Below are 15,262 nucleotides of genomic sequence, written 5' to 3' on the forward strand. Positions count from 1 at the left end.
GCGTAGTCAGAATTCTCGGAGCGGTATAATATTGTGCCCGCGTTTCACAGGTTTCGTCCGGCGCTTAAACTCAAATAACCTGAATAAGTCGATAGCGGACATCGGCTTGTGAAAAGTCACTGTCTGCTTTGCCCCGCATTTCTGTCGTTTGCGGTAAGATAGGCAACCCTCCTTGATTGCTGGGTTGGGTTCGCACGCTACTGAGAGCTTTAGAGATGCCCGGAACTTGGGCTGGCAATCATTGGTCCGACATTTTCCGAGTCTCAAAGCAGAATGAGCACCCCGACAGATATGGTGCCTTTGGAACCGCTCCGCCCGAAGTGGCAAATTGAACAAGCCCGTCGGGCGTCGATAGCGCAAGGGCGGCAATAACATTCTCAGGTTCATAAAATACGCAATGGAACCAATTCTGTCGCAATGCGTCATTTCAACACATTGATGCGGTTCAGTAATGCCGCGGGGGGAATTCAGATGTGCAGCATAGGCCATTTGCTCGGGCTTCCGATTATCGTCGCCTTCCTGAATGCCGTCGCCTGACCGCTGCGAACGCTCAGAAAGGAACGATTATGCCACAACGACAAATCCCAACGCAGACACGGGATAGCACCGAGACTGCCGGAGATACAGTGAAAGAGTTGGGCGCTGAAGCCAGAGAGGCTGCAGACAACTTGAAGAACCGGGCTACGGAAGAAGCCTCGAAGCGCGGCGATGCCGTCAAGGACGGTGTCGCCGACGAGATTTCGAATATGGGCGACGCACTGCGCCGCGCAGCGGACGAACTCAGAGGTGGCTCGCCACAAGAACGGACATTCGGGCAGATGGCGTCAGCTCTTGCGGACGTGTCTGACAGCGTGCGCGACAAGGACTTCGGTGAAATGGCCGGCAACCTTTCGCAGTTCGCCCGTAGTAATCCGCTAGCATTTCTGGGCGGCGCCGCCCTTTTGGGATTTGCAGGCACGCGTATCGCACGCGCCTCCGAACGGCATCGCGAGCGCTCCGTCGATCTCTCTGAGGTACTCGGAAGCGACGATGATGACGACCTCTTAGGCCACGAAATCACACGACGGCCGGGCACCCCAGCTGAGGCAGCAGATCTCAAAGCGAAAGCGGCGCCTGTTGGGACTAATCCGGCCGTTAAAGGAGAAGAACTATGACCTCGACCGATCATGACCGCACCGAAAGCACGGGTTCGCTCTTCAGCGAAGCGATCACGCACGTATCTTCCCTCGTCCGTAGCGAAGTTGATCTGGCCCGGGCCGAAGTCGACCAAAACCTGCGGCGGGCTCTGTCCGCTATTGGCATGCTGGTTGCAGCAGTAGTCGCGGCACTCGTGGCATTGAATGTCATGGCAGCTGCCGTTGTAACGGGGCTCACCGAAGCCGGAGTAGACGCAGTATGGGCCGCGCTCATCGTTGGTGTCGTGCTTGGATTGATCGCCGCAGCGTTGATTGCCAAGGGGAGCAAGGATCTAAAGCTTTCGAGCCTTGCGCCGACCAGAACTGTTGAAAACATCAAGCGCGACGCGAATGCAATTCAAGGAGGTCGGACCAATGGCTGACAATCGCACACCGGACGAAATCGAACGTGATATCGAGCGAGAGAGGTCCCAGCTCGGCAGTAAAGTCGACGAACTGCAGAACCGGCTTTCACCCGAGGGCATCCTGCGAGAAGTGGGTCGCGGATTATCCGATCATGGACAGGACATTGGCGAGGCAATTACCCAATCAGTCAAACGTAATCCTGTTGCACTGGCTTTAACCGGAATAGGTTTGGCATGGCTGGTCAGCGGTCGGTCGTGGGAAAAAGATAAGGAACGTCTGGTTCCGGATTCTTCCAAAAGCGACCGCGCGACACCGGCAAAATCCCGGCTCGATTATAGCGGCTCTGGTACAGAACCCCGCGCCTCGCAAGGCGATCATCGAACCGCGCCTACTGGTCCCGCAACCCATTCCCTCGGTGAGGCTGGCCTCGCTAGTGCTCATGGCAACCGGCGTGTCGCTCAGGATTGGCTCTATGCCGACGATGATGATTTCTGGGATGACTACGATCAGGACGATCATGATGATGGTCCCGGGCTCTATGACCGCGTCTCGGACGGCGCGTCCCGTGCCGCCGATAGCGCCCGGGACAAAGCTCAGAAGACTGGCGACAGCGTCCGCTCTGCAGGGCAGAGTGCTGCGGACAGTGTGGCCAGTGCCAGAGATTCCGTTTCCGCACGTGCGAAACGCATTCGCCGGCGCCTTTCCCATGGGACAGATACGCTGAGCGAAGAAGCGCGGGAGCGCGTGATTTCGGCGAGATGGGCGGCTGTACGGGCACGCAGATCCGTTGCTCGACGTGCTCAGACGGGCACCGATCAGGCTCAGCGCTTTTTTGAACAGAATCCTCTTGTCGTCGGGGGGCTTGCACTTGCCGCCGGTGCTATACTTGCCGGAACACTGCCCCGCACGAGACAGGAAGACGATTGGTTCGGCGAGCGGTCGGACAGATACTATGACAAGGCAGAGCGGATGTTGGCGGACGAGCGCCAGAAGGCTCTGAAAGTCGCCGATCGCGCTGCTGAAACTGCTCAGGAGGTTCTTGAGGAAGAGCGCGCAAAAATCGACGATCAGGCGCCGGGTGACAAGTCTGCGGCCGAACATATCGCAGATGAGGTTCGCACTGGCGTCTCGAAAGTTGCAGACGCAAGCCGAGAGGAAGCCGAGAAGCAAAAACTCGGTAGTTCAAGCTCGTGAGCGAACCCGAAAATCTAGGCCATATGGCCGCTCTCCCGCGCCAGATTTCTTGGCGCGGGTGGTTGGCTATTCTCAAGCGTGTCGTCGGGCAGATTTCAAAAGACCACGTCATGCTTATCTCAGCAGGCGTGGCATTTTACGGGCTTCTCGCGCTTTTCCCGGGGATCACAGCCCTTATGGCCGTTGCCGGACTGGTACTTGAACCAAGTCAGGTCACGGATCAAATTAATAACCTTACTGCGTTTGTGCCGCAGGCTGCTGCAGATATCATCATAGGACAGGCGGCCGCTGTTGCCGGAAGTCAAAACGGCGGGCTTGGAGTTGCAGCGGTTGTTGGTTTTGCCCTCGCGCTCTGGTCAGCCTCGGCCGGGGTTGGCAGTTTGATTGAAGGCATTAACGTTGCCTATGACGAGACCGAAGAACGTGGCATGATCCGGCTGTACTTGACCAGGTTGGCTTTGACGCTGGTACTGATAGTTGGGATGATCGGCGGTCTCTTTGCAACGATAGTTCTTCCATCGATACTTCAATTGCTCGCGCTCGGTCCAACAACTGAATTCCTGATAGGCATTTTTCGCTGGATCACGCTCACCGTGCTCACTGTCTTAGGCATCAGCCTTCTTTACAGGGTGGCGCCATGTCGCCAGCCCGCCCGTTATCGCTGGCTCATCCCGGGTGCACTCATCGCGACGGTCCTGTGGATAGCGGCTTCAGCGAGCTTCGCGCTCTATGTCAAAAACTTCGGAAGTTACCAGGAAACCTTTGGAGCGCTGGCAGGAGTGATAATTTTGCTCATGTGGCTTTGGATTTCTTCCGTTCTGATCCTGACTGGTGCTGAAATCAATTCTGAAGCTGAGGCTCAAACCCGTATCGATACGACAACCGGAGCGCCTATGCCTATGGGCGCAAGAGGTGCCGTAAAGGCCGATAAGTTGGCCGGGCGGTAGGTCAGACCAACCGCTCACACAGTCACCTTTTGTTCACGTTTTGTCGCTCTGACGTAAATCGGCTCAACTATTTGAGATAAATTGGTTTCGACCGAATTCAAAATCCCCCGTCCTAACGGACGTGCCGGTTCGAGTCCGGCCTTGGGTACCAATATCTTTCGGGGCGCATTACCCTGATTGTCGCAGGCGTGAGACCAGAGGCGGTCTGGCTCCCTCATGCACCGCAGGTCAGCTTTCGATGACCGGGCGAACACCTGCTAAGCTTTGATCGATCGGCGCTCAGGCAAGACTTATCAAGCTTTGCCTGAAGCACGGATATTCAACCTCCGTTGGTAAGGTTCAGTTCGTGCCATTCTGAAAGCGCTGCTCTCGGTGCATAAAACCCGAACAAAACCTGAAATTCGAACTTAACCTGACAACAAAGCGTACAGAGGCTATTTATGTCTCTCGTTCACAAGTTTTTTCAGCAGAACGCGCGCGACATTCCAGCTGCCGCCAACTAGCTTGCGGTGACCGCACAGGCCGGTCCACGAGCAGGAGAGCCATTTCATGTTTGCCATTATCGTCGGGATCGTTGGTGCCTATGTCGCGCTGCGCACGCTTGTTCCGCTGGGCATGCCGCTTTGGTGCAAGATTCTGGTCGCCCTCGTGATCTTCCTACTGGCACAGAACCATCTTCTGACCAAACTGGCCTATGGCAACATGTTCTCGCTGGAGTTGCCGCGCGCTGTCGTGATCGCGGTAAACCTCGGTTTCGGGGCCATCATCATTACCGCCGCTCTCTACGCGTTACTTGATATCTTCATGCTCCTGCGCTCGCTGGTAATCTGGCAATGGCGACCGCTTGCCCCGGGCTGGAGCTTTGCGGCGCTGGCCCTCGGCATCGCGTTTTCCAGCCTTGGCGTGGTCAACGCCATTCGCCAGCCCGCGCAGAAAGACATCGCCTTTGACATCGAAGGCCTGCCTGCCGGGTTCGATGGATATTCCATTGTCCACTTGACTGACCTTCACCTCAGCCGGTTGTTTCAGCGTCCCTTTGCGGAAACGCTTGTGGCGCGGGTGAATGCGCTTGACCCCGACATCATCCTGATCAGCGGTGACCTGATAGATGGGTATCTTGATGCGCGGCGTGACGATGTGGCGCCTCTGGCGGCGCTTTCGGCGCGGGATGGGGTTTATGTCAGTCCCGGCAACCACGAATACTACTTCGATTACGACACATGGTGGGCGGTTTATAAGGACCTCGGGATGCGTCCGCTTGCCAATGCCCATGCACGGATCGAGCGGGCAGGGGGAACTGTAGTGGTCGCGGGACTGACCGATCTCGCGGCCACGCGGTTCGGCTTTCCCGCGCCGGATATCCGCCGGGCGCTGGACGGCGCGCCCCAAGATGCGCCGGTGGTTCTCCTCAATCACCAGCCCATACAGGCGCGGATGATGGCTGCAGCGGGGGTCGACCTGCACCTTTCCGGGCATACCCATGGCGGTATGGTCGTGGGGCTCGCCTCACTGATTGCCCGATTTAACGAAGGCTTCATCTCAGGGCATTACGCGGTCGATGACATGCATCTCTATGTCAGCAATGGTACCGCGCTCTGGCCGGGATTCGCCCTGCGCCTTGGCGTTCCGTCCGAACTGACCCGCATCACCCTGCGGCCGCGCGGCAATACAAAGCCGCGTCAGGCAGACGGAAACGCTATCGGTGGTTGAACGCAGATAGGGCCCGCTGCCGGCCCGCCTTTCTGGCTCAACACCCTGTAAGAAAAATTAAAATGCCCAGTGTGAAAGCCACCTTCCAGCCTCACGTCAGCAGTTCAGCGATTGTAGCGGTTAAACTTGCCCGACCGGTCGCGCGAGCTAATTCTCGCGTCCGGTCGGGACGGTGGCGGCCTCTGCCGAATGTCGGTCGTGAGTGGTGGAGAGGCGCCTTTACTTGGCGTTTGTGAGTAGGCGCGCTGTTAGCGCAAAGCACCCCTGAGTTGAATGGGTGACGTAGAGACAACTCAGGGCTTTTATACGGTTAGCCGCGCCATCCTCTGGGTCTCTTCGTGGCCTGCGCAAATGACAACCCGCTTGCCCTTGCGGGAAGCCCGGCATATCCCGCCGACACCCTCTATTCAGGAACCCTTTCATGACCTTCGACAGACGTACTTTCATGCAAGCCCTCAGTGCCAGCGCCGCCATTTCCCTTCTGCCGCGGGGCGCTTCGGCGGGTTTCGCGCCGATGCCCTCGGGTTGGCGGCGGTTCGAGCTGACCACCAGTGTCGAGATCGCCCGCGATGGCGCGCCGGTCGACCTCTGGGTGCCGGTTCCAGCCGTCACCGAAGAGAACTGGGCGCGGGCAGGGCAGGCGGACTGGACTACCAACGCCGACCGGGCCGAGCTTGTGACCGATCCGGAAAACGGGGCGCGTTTCCTGCATGCGGCCTGGGACGCAGGCAACGCCCCGGCCAAGCTCGAACTCGTCGCGACGGCAGAAGCACAGGACCGCAACGCCGATCTTTCCGATACCGGCGCGGCCCCGCTGTCGGCAGAGGACCGGGCCTATTACACGGCACCCACAGCGCTCGTGCCGACCGACGGGATCGTCAAGGAAACCGCCGACTCCATCATCGGCGACGCGACCGGCGATCTGGAAAAGGCGCGACTGATCTACGACTGGATCGTGCTGAACACCACCCGTAATCCCGAAACCCGTGGCTGCGGCCTGGGCGACGTGGCCTCCATGCTGGAAATGAACGATCTCACTGGCAAATGCGCCGACCTGAACACGCTTTTCGTCGGTCTGGCCCGTGCCGCCGGTCTGCCCGCGCGCGATGTTTACGGGCTGCGCGTCGCACCGTCCCGCTTTGGCTACAAAAGCCTCGGTGCCGGATCGAGCGATGTGACCAAGGCGCAGCACTGCCGGGCAGAGGTTTTCCTTGACGGTATCGGCTGGACAGCGGTCGACCCGGCCGACGTGCGCAAGGTCATGCTTGAAGAACCGCCAAAGAACCTCTCGCTCGATGATCCCAAGGTTGCTGATGTTCGTGCCGGTCTGTTTGGCGCATGGGAAGGCAACTGGGTCGCCTATAATTTCGCCCATGACCTCGCCTTGCCCGGCGCGGCCTCCGGTCCGGTCAGCTTCCTCATGTACCCCGAGGCGGAAATCGACGGTGCGCCGCTTGACGCGCTCGACCACGCCAGCTTCGCCTATACGATCAACGCGCGCGAAATCGACCTCTGATTGCGATCCTTTTCCGTCCCGCCGGCTGCGCCCGGCGGGACGGCGCCGCAACGGCCGACGCGCACTCTGGCGACAGCATCACGAATATTTTTCAACTTTTAATTGATTAACCTTTTTTGATCCGTAAAGATCAGCAGGGGGTAAGCGCCCATATTATTAGCTTCTTTGGGTGATTTTCGTGCCGTTTTACCGCCATACGTCTTTGATCCGCCCCGGTTCAAGCCCTTCGACAGGGCAAGTCGACAAGGGCGTGCCATGCGCTGGCTGATCGCTTTCGCTTTTCTGATTGCCGCGCCCGTCTCGGCGCAGGATTACATCGGCTCGGACCGCTGCACCGCCTGCCATCAGGACGCGTTCGAGGCATGGGAGGGGTCGCATCACGCGCTGGCATGGACCCCGGCAGAAGACACCAACATCCTTGCCGATTTCAATGACACACGCTTTGCCCAAGGCGATTTCAACGTACTGTTCCACCGCGACGAGAATGGCAATCCCCGCATCGAAGTCACGGAAAAAGATGGCGAGACCACCGATTATCCGGTGCATTCCGTTGTCGGCATCGAACCGCTCCAGCAATACCTACTCGAAACCGAACCCGGACGCCTGCAAAGTTTTGACGTGGTCTGGGATACGGAACAGGGCGACTGGTTTCATCTTTATCCCGACAGCGATTACGCACCGGATAACGGGCTGCACTGGAGTGGTCCTTACAAAACCTGGAACAGCCGTTGCGCCACCTGTCACGCGACCGGCTATGCCACCAATTACGATTCAGTTGCGCAAAGCTTTGCCTCGACGCAGGTCGAAATCGGCGTCGGCTGCGAGGCCTGTCATGGTCCGGGTTCCGATCACGTCAGCTGGGCCGAGGCCATGGAAACCACCCAGACCCCACCAAAGAATTACGGGTTCACGGTCGATTTCTCCGACGCCGAAGACGCGATCCAGCAATGTGCCGGATGCCATTCCCGACGCGAGGCGTTTTTCGATGGGAACCCGATGCCGGGCACAGATTTCGACGATGCCTATAATCTCGCGATCCTGCGGCCCGGTCTCTACGAAGCCGACGGCCAGATATTGGATGAGGTCTATGTCTATGGTTCCTTCCTGCAGTCGAAGATGTACGCCAAGGGTGTCTCCTGCTCGAACTGTCACTTGCCGCACGAAGCCGATCTCGTTGCCGAGGGCAACGCCGTCTGCACTCAGTGTCACAACCCGGCGGGTAATCCGGTATTTCCGACGCTTGTGAAGGCGAACTACGACAGTCCGGAGCATCACCGACATGAACCCGGAACCCCCGGCGCCCAGTGCAAGAACTGTCACATGGTCGAACGCGTCTATATGGGCAACGACTGGCGCGCCGATCATTCCTTCCGCATTCCCCGGCCCGATCTTGCGGAAACAACCGGTGCGCCCGATGCCTGCACTACCTGTCACGAAGGGCGCAAACCCGAATGGGCAGCAGGTCAGATCGCCGAGTGGTTTCCCGACAGCAGCCATCGCGGTCCGCACTACGGGGAGATCCTTGCCCATGGACGACGTGATCCCGCAGGTGCGGCGCAAGATCTCGTTACCCTGTCGCTGAACCGGGCCGAGCCGGGCCTCGTCCGCGCCACCGCGCTCTGGCTGCTTGCCCAGACCGGCGAAGGCGGACCGGCCGATGCTGTCGCCGCCACGCTGGACGATCCCGACCCGCTGGTACGTGCCGCGGCCGTTCGTGTCCAGCGCATGGCGCCGATGACGGACAGGGGCATCCGCCTGATTGAAATGCTGAACGATCCATCGAAATCCGTCCGTATGGCGGCATTTATGGAGCTATCGAACACGAAAATCGCTCATCTTCCGGACAAATATGCAAAACGGATGCAATCTGTCGCTGCTGAGTGGCGCTCTTCAGTGGGCAATCGTCTGGACTATCCTGAAACGCATCTGCAAATCGCCGGTCTCGCTCTTGTCCGACGGAACCTTTCAGCGGCGTCCGGCGCCTTTGCCGCCGCGACCACGCTCGATCCGCAACTGGTCGACGCCTGGAGTATGCGCGCCCGTATCGCCGCGGTTCAGGGTCAGCAACGCGAGGCGCTCGATATCCTCGACGAGGCCATCGCTCGAAACCCCGACTCGCTGGGGCTCCAGACCATGCGATCCGAGCTGCTGGGCCAAAATGACGGCAGTGACCTGCTGCCGCCCGCCGTCGACTGACCGTCTCTGTCCGATTAACCGAAAATCAGGAAATTCGGCGCAGCATGTCCCGCTTGAAGGTGAATTTTGCCAGAATGGTGCCCGGCTGATGTACGGGGGGTGTACAGGGGGTGTACGGGTTGTGCACACCGTTCAGAGGCTTTTTCCGGCACTCTGGGGCAGCACGAAAGGGACCTGTGGCGGCGTGAAACCAACCCGTAGCGGACAATCATAAGCGCGACTCAGCAAGCTGTCGGTCAGCGTGTCTTCGGGGCGTCCCGACCCCAGAACGGCCCCATCCTTGAGCAGGGTGATCTGGTCCGAGAACATCGCCGTCAGGTTCAGGTCATGCATGATGGCAACCACACCGCCCCCTGCGTTCGCGAACTCCCGCGCCAGTCGCATGATCTGTAATTGGTGCCCGATATCAAGCGCCGAGACCGGTTCATCAAGGAACAGCCAACGCGGCCCGGTCTGATCCGTCGGACCGGAGATCTGCGCGAGCACACGGGCCAGCTGCACCCGCTGTTTTTCACCGCCCGACAGTTCCTGATAGGGACGTTGTTCGTAGCCCGCCAACCCGACACGTGAAAGCGCCTCGAGCGCGAGCGGATAGGATCGCCTGGCTGGCAGCCCCAGATGGATCACCTCGATCACGTTGAAGGGAAAAGCAAGTGCGGTGGATTGCGGGAGCACGGCACGCATGCCCGCCAGTTGCCAATGCGGGATCTGGCGCAATACGCGCCCGTTAACGGTTATTTCTCCATTGCATTCGATTTCACCTGTAAGCGCCCGGAGAAGCGTTGTTTTCCCCGATCCGTTCGGCCCGACCACCGAGGAGACCTGACCGGGTCTGGCAATGAAACCGATCTCTTTCAGGATCTGTCGCTTGCCAAGGTGGACGGTGATATTGCGTGCTTTTATCATCGCTTACATATCCAACACGCCGCGCTGGCGCAGCAGGATCCAGAGGAAGAACGGCCCGCCAAGCACTGCCGTGATTATCCCGATCGGCAGTTCAGCCGGGGCCATGATGACCCGGGAGATCACATCCGCGACCAGCAGTAATGACGCCCCAAGAAGCGCGGCATTGGGGATCAGAAACCGATGATCCGGGCCGCTTATTAGCCGCAAAAGATGCGGCACCACGATCCCGACAAATCCGATCCCGCCGGAAACGGCAACGGCGGCCCCGGTGGCCGCGCCGACGCAGAGAATGGCAAGGATTTTAACCCGTTGCACAGGGATGCCGATGTGAAACGCGCCGGCTTCGCCCAGCGCAAGGCCGTTTAACCCGCGGGTCAGAAACAGGGCGCAGACGAGGGCAGGGGTCATGATGACGTAAGCCGTGGCGACCTTGGGCCATGTGGCACCGCCGAGCGAGCCAAGCCCCCAAAAGGTGAGGTCGCGCAGCTGCGCATCATCAGCGATAAAGATCATCATGCCCGAAAAGGCACCGGCTAGCGCTGCCAGCGCAATACCGGCCAAAAGCATCATCGCGACCGAGGTCCGGCCCTGCCGGGTCGCAATGCGATAGAGCAGCAGCATGCTGAGCCACGCGCCGAAAAAGGCTGCGATCGGAACAAGATAGATGCTGGCTGCATCGCGCAGCAATACTGGCAGCATGCCACCAAGCACGATGGCACCGATCGCGCCAAGACCTGCACCGGCGCTGACACCGATGATGCCCGGATCGGCCAGAGGGTTGCGGAACAACCCCTGCATCAACGCCCCGGACACCGCCAGCGATGCGCCCACGGCGATGCCGGTCAGGGTGCGTGGGACACGGATATGCCAGAGGATGACAGCGTCACGACTTGCCATCGGTTCACCGCGCAGCCAGCCCGCGATAATCTCAGCCGTATCGATGCCGGAGGCGCCTGTCGTCAGGCTGAACACCACGACCAGTGCCAGCAAGACCGCCAGACAGAGTCCTAGGACGCGGGCCCGGTTGCTGCGGTCGCCCGGTCGGTCCATTGGCGAAACAGCCCTGATCTCCGACATCGCCACCATGGATCAGGAGCCGAGCCCGTTCAGCGCTGCAATAAGTTCCTGCGCGGCCTCGGGGGTGCGCACCGAAAAACCCAGCAGGCGCATGCCGTCCATCCGGATCACCGCTCGGTTTTGCCCGGCGGGGGTCGTGGCAATGGCCGGGTGGGCAAACAGATCGTCATCTGCCATCGCGTGATCGCCACTGCGGTCCATCATCAGGATCACGTCGGGCGCGGCCGCGATCACGGCTTCTCCGGTTACCGTCTTGTAGCCGGAAAACCCCTCCATCGCATTGGTCGCCCCGACCAGCCTGATCATGCCATCGGCCGCGGTATCCAGACCCGAGGCCATGATACGTCCGCCCTGCATCGACAGGATGAAGAGCACGCTCTTCTCTGTCGAAACAGGGGTTTCAAGCGCCCTCTCAAGGTCTTGCATGACCTTATCGGCAAGGGCTTTGGCAGCCGGTTCGGTGCCCAGCGCCTTGCCGACGGTCAGGATCTTTTGGCGGATCGCTTCAACGGTTGGCGTCTCAACCACATCGACCATCGGAACGCCTGCCTGATGCAGCTGCGCGACGACTTCGGGCGGGCCCGCGCCTTCTTCGGCAAGGATCAGGTCGGGACTGACCGAGAGCACACCCTCGGCCGAGAGGCGGCGGATATAACCGACATCCGGCAGGTCATTCGCCTCTGGCGGGTAGTTCGAGGTTGTATCGCGCGCCACGAGCCGATCCTCTTGGCCGAGCGCATAAACGATCTCTGTCACGCTGCCGCCAAGCGATACAATACGCGACGGTTGCTCATCCGCGTGGGGCGCGGCGAGGAAGATGGCGAACAGGCTGAAAATGGAGCCAAGCGACAGGCGGATCATAGGGCAGGCTCCAGCTCGGGCAGGCTGTCGACGACTTCTGTCCATTCGGGATAATGATCTTCGGTTTCGCTCCGATGGCCAAAGAACTGCATGATGAGACCGCCCTGGCTGTCAAAGGCTTCTACGGAAATCGCCGGACCACGGCGGGTCGGCTTGTTTACTGCCCAAACTTCGGCGATGTGGTCACCGCGCAGGTGCAAATTGAAATCCGGGTCCAGCACGTTGAGCCACGGCCCAACCGGTTTGATCGGCGAAATCCTTCCGGACTGGATCTGGATACAACCGCGATTGCCGACGAACATCATGTGTGAAATCTGACGTTCGGCGAGCGCGTCGAGCATGGATGCCACGGCACCCGGTGCCAGCGGACGGGCATAGGGCGCGCCTGCCATGCGGTTCGCCCCCAGCCGGTTGATCTTGAGCCGACGGACCATCATCAGGAACTGATGGGTGTCGGTCATCTTGTCCCATTCCTCACGCAGACGGCTGGCGCGTTCCGGTTTGACGATGGCATCCTCTACCGGTTCTCGGGCGCTTACCTGCATGGAGTCGGACTGGTTCTGTACGGTCAATGTATCGCGCAGCGCGTTCCAGCTCGAAGAGTCGGCATCCTCAGGCAGGTAGATCTTGTGAACCGCATCTCCGGCGGAGTCGAAGATTTGAAAGGACCGGCGGATACCTGTCTTGGTCTCAGCCTCGACGGCGAATCCGTGCTGCCAGTATTGGGGAAAGATGCGCAAATCGATCTCGGGCCCCAGTACCATCGAGGCGTGCTCGCCACCGCGATAATCCCGATAGGTGCCATGGCGTTCGCTTACGACGCTTTCATTGCGGGTAAGCGCCATGACCCGTCCAAGTTCGGGAATTGCCGCAATCAGACGGTCAGGGTTCGGGTCAATCCGGGTCACGCCCTGACCCGACTGCGCTGCAAGGAGCTGTGCCTCGCTCACGTTGAGGCTGTCGGCTAGATCGCGCGCGCGCAGGGTTGCACCCTTCACCGCGTCGCGAATGGCTTCGGGGCTGGGTCTTTCGGCAATGTCAGTGGACGGGCTGTCGGCCATTCTTGATCCTTTCGATATGAAGAAAAGCCACATGTCTTGCTGACCTTGAAACCGAGGGAGGCAGGCTCTGCTGGATCGTGACACCCGGCGGTTAACGCATTCTTGACAGAATTACTAGGGTAATTTAACCGGTTGCCGCGAGGCATTGAAAAAAACTCAATTTTCGATGCCAAGGTGATGCAGCCAGCTTTCTTGCCAGCTTGAGAAAAGAGAATGGACAGGAAAGTAATGGTGATGAAACCAACCGTCCGGGCATTATTGCTGGGCACAGTGGCCTTCGTTCACGGCAGTTCCGTATTTGCGCAGAATCTTATCGAACTGGCGCCGATTGAAGTGGAGAGCAAACGCGATGTGGCCACGGACAAGGCGACCTCGGAAACCACCGTTGATTACGAAGAGATCGAGGATCGGCAAGCAGGCACGATCGCTGAACTGGTCGACAGTGTGCCGGGGGTGAACCTTGTCAACGGTGGCTCGCCGGTGGGCTCGGGGATCAATATTCGCGGTTTCGGTGCCAATGGAACCTTTGGGACAGATCAGAAAGTCGGCATTCAGATCGGTGGCGCCAGTAAAGGCAGCGAGGAGATTTACCGTGTCGGCACCCAGCTTTTTACGGACCCCGCGCTGTACCGCGAAGCGGTCGTGTTGCGCGGTATGGGCGGCACGTTTGAATATGGATCGGGCTATTTTGGCGGCTTAATCCGGCTCGAGCCGTTGCAGGCCAGCGATTTCACCCTAGGCGAGCCGGGGTTGAGGTTGCGGCAGACGCTCCAGTTCTCCTCGAACGGGGATGGGCTGACGAGTTCGACAATTGGCGCGTGGCAGGTGAACGAGGATATTGAGGTTCTGTTCAACTATGTCTGGCGCGAAGAAGGGGTGACCGAGGACGGGGCAGGCAATCCGCGTTCGGACGAGGGGTATGAACTACCGTCCTGGCTGGTCAACACCCGCTATACGTTTGGCGACGCGCGCCAGCATTCCATCGGCCTGCTGCTGTCGCGTACACAGACCGACGAAAAGGATGTGCCCTATGACAGTTTCGGGGTGACGGCTGACAGTTTCGGCAACGTGGACCGGCAAACCGACGACAAGACGGCAGTGCTGCGTTACCGGTTTGATGCGCCAAACACCGAATGGATCAATCTTGAGGTGGATCTGTCCTATTCCGATCAACAGATCGATCAGGAATATGTGCCCGGGTCTTCTCCGCTGGAGGGCACGTCGAGCTTTCCGTTGCTGGTTTCGACCGTAAATGCGGACCACCGATATGAAACGGTGAAACTTTTGATCAAGAACAACGCCTTCTTCGCCACGGGCGATCTGCAGCATGACCTGCGCTTTGGTCTCGACCTGTCAGAGCGTGAGCGACTGGATGCGTCCTCGGCGCCCGGCGGAACGGATCGCCGGATTGCGCTGTTTGCGGTGGACGATATCGACCTGAATGACGCCCTGACCATAACGCCGCAGGTCAGGTTTGAATCTCAGGAAATCGGCGGCGACCTTTATGGGTTCTATGACAACACGGCACTGATGGGGGGGATTTCCGCGCGGTACGAATTTGCCTCGGGAATTGCCGTATTCGGAGGCGCGTTTTACGGTGAAAGCATGCCGATCATCGATGATCTCGGTACACCGCTGTACATGACCCAGCCAGAAAAGGCCGTAACTTATGAACTTGGCGTAAGCCATAACAGTTACGACATTTTCGCCGATGGAGATGCGCTGGCGATCAAAGCCGTCGTATACCAGACGCGAGTCTGGGATATCACCTCTTACATCAACCTGACCGATGTCGAACATGAGGGGTTGGAACTCGAGGCGGCCTATTCGACAATGGCGGGATATTACGTCGATATGAATGCCAATATCGCCCGCTCGGAGAACACCACGCCGGGATCGACCTCATACTGGGAGGGAACGCCGGCCGATGAAATCCGGCTGACGCTTGGCAGAAAATGGGACCGTTGGCTGGACCTGAGCTGGGAGGTGGTGGCGGACCGTGGCATGGATCGAAGTGCGACGCCTTCAACGGGCTACGGCGTGCATAATCTGCGCGCCACTTACCGGCCCGACTCGGGGGTGCTTAAAGGTACGGAATTTCGTGTCGGTATCGAGAATCTTTTCGACCGGGAATACACCCCGGCGCTGGCAACCCGGACGGCCATGGGGCGGAACCTGAAATTCACCGTGTCGAAGACGTTTTGATAAAACCCCGGACAGCCCTTGAGGTTGGCCGGGGCAATTGAAGTTTAA

General features: G+C 59.2%; 12 protein-coding genes. 8 read left to right on the top strand and 4 right to left on the bottom strand.

Annotation, left to right across the window (positions count from 1 at the left end; translation table 11 throughout):
* Positions 1-626: 626 nt before the first annotated feature.
* From MF268_RS12990 to MF268_RS13020, 7 genes are all read left to right on the top strand, one after another.
* Positions 627-1,154 (top strand): hypothetical protein, encoded by a 528-nt coding sequence (locus tag MF268_RS12990; protein WP_238371292.1) that lies wholly within the window; start codon positions 627-629, stop codon positions 1,152-1,154.
* Positions 1,151-1,558, top strand: coding sequence for a phage holin family protein (locus MF268_RS12995; RefSeq protein WP_238371293.1), 408 nt, complete (start codon positions 1,151-1,153; stop codon positions 1,556-1,558). The genes MF268_RS12990 and MF268_RS12995 overlap by 4 nt, the downstream gene beginning before the upstream one ends.
* The gene (locus MF268_RS13000) at positions 1,551-2,735 is read left to right on the top strand and encodes a DUF3618 domain-containing protein (RefSeq protein ID WP_238371294.1); all 1,185 of its coding nucleotides are present in this window, start codon (positions 1,551-1,553) and stop codon (positions 2,733-2,735) included. The genes MF268_RS12995 and MF268_RS13000 overlap by 8 nt, the downstream gene beginning before the upstream one ends.
* A 62-nt stretch (positions 2,736-2,797) precedes the next feature.
* Positions 2,798-3,682 (top strand): YihY/virulence factor BrkB family protein, encoded by an 885-nt coding sequence (locus tag MF268_RS13005; protein WP_238371295.1) that lies wholly within the window; start codon positions 2,798-2,800, stop codon positions 3,680-3,682.
* Positions 3,683-4,231: 549 nt separating this feature from the next.
* Positions 4,232-5,392, top strand: coding sequence for a metallophosphoesterase (locus MF268_RS13010; RefSeq protein ID WP_238371296.1), 1,161 nt, complete (start codon positions 4,232-4,234; stop codon positions 5,390-5,392).
* 421 nt (positions 5,393-5,813) lie between these two features.
* Positions 5,814-6,908: a transglutaminase-like domain-containing protein gene (locus MF268_RS13015; protein ID WP_238371297.1), complete on the top strand. Its 1,095-nt coding sequence runs from the start codon at positions 5,814-5,816 to the stop codon at positions 6,906-6,908.
* Positions 6,909-7,163: 255 nt separating this feature from the next.
* The gene (locus tag MF268_RS13020) at positions 7,164-9,104 is read left to right on the top strand and encodes a multiheme c-type cytochrome (RefSeq protein ID WP_238371298.1); all 1,941 of its coding nucleotides are present in this window, start codon (positions 7,164-7,166) and stop codon (positions 9,102-9,104) included.
* A 132-nt stretch (positions 9,105-9,236) separates the two neighbouring features.
* Here MF268_RS13020 and MF268_RS13025 read toward each other — a convergent pair whose 3' ends face one another.
* From MF268_RS13025 to MF268_RS13040, 4 genes are read right to left on the bottom strand one after another with little or no spacing between them, the layout of a single operon-like run.
* Complete coding sequence (locus MF268_RS13025; RefSeq protein WP_238371299.1) at positions 9,237-10,010, bottom strand: heme ABC transporter ATP-binding protein; 774 nt, start codon at positions 10,008-10,010, stop codon at positions 9,237-9,239.
* Positions 10,011-10,013: 3 nt separating this feature from the next.
* Positions 10,014-11,096 (bottom strand): FecCD family ABC transporter permease, encoded by a 1,083-nt coding sequence (locus MF268_RS13030; RefSeq protein ID WP_238371300.1) that lies wholly within the window; start codon positions 11,094-11,096, stop codon positions 10,014-10,016.
* A gap of 3 nt (positions 11,097-11,099) precedes the next feature.
* On the bottom strand, positions 11,100-11,948 hold the full coding sequence (locus MF268_RS13035) for a heme/hemin ABC transporter substrate-binding protein (protein ID WP_238371301.1): 849 nt from the start codon (positions 11,946-11,948) through the stop codon (positions 11,100-11,102).
* A complete protein-coding gene (locus MF268_RS13040) occupies positions 11,945-13,009 on the bottom strand; it encodes a hemin-degrading factor (protein ID WP_238371302.1) in 1,065 nt (354 codons plus the stop codon). The genes MF268_RS13035 and MF268_RS13040 overlap by 4 nt, the downstream gene beginning before the upstream one ends.
* Positions 13,010-13,243: 234 nt before the next feature.
* On the opposite strand from MF268_RS13040, the gene MF268_RS13045 reads away from it, so the two are divergent.
* Positions 13,244-15,214, top strand: a complete 1,971-nt coding sequence (locus MF268_RS13045; RefSeq protein WP_238371303.1) for a TonB-dependent receptor domain-containing protein — start codon at positions 13,244-13,246, stop codon at positions 15,212-15,214.
* The last annotated feature ends 48 nt before the right edge of the window (positions 15,215-15,262 follow it).

The sequence above is a fragment of the Heliomarina baculiformis genome (assembly GCF_019966545.1).
Lineage (GTDB): Bacteria > Pseudomonadota > Alphaproteobacteria > Rhodobacterales > Rhodobacteraceae > Heliomarina > Heliomarina baculiformis.